Raw genomic sequence first — 1,194 nt, 5'->3', positions numbered from 1 at the left:
TTACCATGGAACAGACGCGTTTTATCAGCGTCAGGAAAAGATCGGCTATAACGATGCCAGCGCGTTCCTAACACAGTTAAAGAAGCAGCCGGACACCGCCTTTCTAGCCGAGGTTAGTTCGGTGCCACTGCAACAATGCTTGCGCCATCAACAAAGTGCGTTCAAGCATTTCTTTGCCAAGCGGGCGCGGTACCCCAGCTTTAAATCGAAGAAGCACCGGCAGTCAGCCACCTTTGCCAGTTCGGCATTTTCGTACCGTGACGGGCAGATCACGCTCGCCAAGTGCCGTGAACCGCTAAACATCCGCTGGAGCCGCGACCTGCCTGCGGCACCGAGCACAGTGACGGTATCCAAGGATGCAGCAGGCCGTTACTTCATTAGCTGTCTGTGCAAGGTAGACACTGAGGCGCTGCCAATTACGTTCAAGATGGTCGGTATCGACCTGGGGATCAAAGACCTGTTCGTGACCAGTGACGGCCATCGGGTGAATAATCCCCGCCACACTGCCCGCTATGCCCGAAAGCTAGCGAAGGCGCAGCGGCGCCTCAGCCGTAAGCAAAAAGGCTCGAACAACCGAGCCAAGGCACGGTTAAAGGTCGCTCGCTGTCACGCCAAGATCGCTGACACGCGCCGTGACCACCTGCATAAACTCACCCGCCAGATCGTTAACGAGAACCAAGTGATTGCAGCGGAGAGTTTGCAGGTGAAGAACATGGTCAAAAACCGCCATCTCTCTAACGCCATCAGTGATGTTGGCTGGGGGGAGTTGGTTCGCCAGCTTGACTACAAGGCGGCCTGGGCGGGAAGGCAGTTTGTCCAGATTGATCGCTGGTACCCAAGCTCAAAACGCTGCCATAGCTGCGGCTTTGTGCTGGAATCACTACCGCTGAATGTTCGCACCTGGGACTGCCCAGATTGCGGTACTCAGGGCATCGACCGCGACGTGAATGCGGCCCGCAACATTCTGCAAGCAGGCACCGCGCTATTAGCCGGTGCAGATGGTTGAAAGATCATACCGAGGGGCACTCGGGAATGTACGCCTGTGGAGTTTGTGTAAGACCAGCAGTGCCAAGGCATTGAAGGCAACGAACATCGAAGCAGGAACCAGGAAGGTAACGACCTGGGAATCCCCTTCCTTTCCGCTGCAAGGCGGCAGCGCAAGCTGAGGGAGGGGAGGATGTCAACGGTAATACC

At 56.4% G+C, this 1,194-nt stretch carries 1 protein-coding gene; it reads left to right on the top strand.

Annotated features, from left to right (window positions below):
• A partial coding sequence (locus A3220_RS16440) for an RNA-guided endonuclease TnpB family protein (RefSeq protein ID WP_062376026.1) occupies window positions 1–1,006 on the top strand: 1,006 nt, incomplete at its 5' end.
• Between the last annotated feature and the right edge of the window lie 188 nt (window positions 1,007–1,194).

The organism is Halomonas sp. KX33721, from assembly GCF_001596805.1.
GTDB lineage: Bacteria > Pseudomonadota > Gammaproteobacteria > Pseudomonadales > Halomonadaceae > Vreelandella > Vreelandella aquamarina.
The sequence above is the reverse complement of the archived record's forward strand: the minus strand, read 5'-3'. Positions and strand labels throughout refer to the sequence as shown.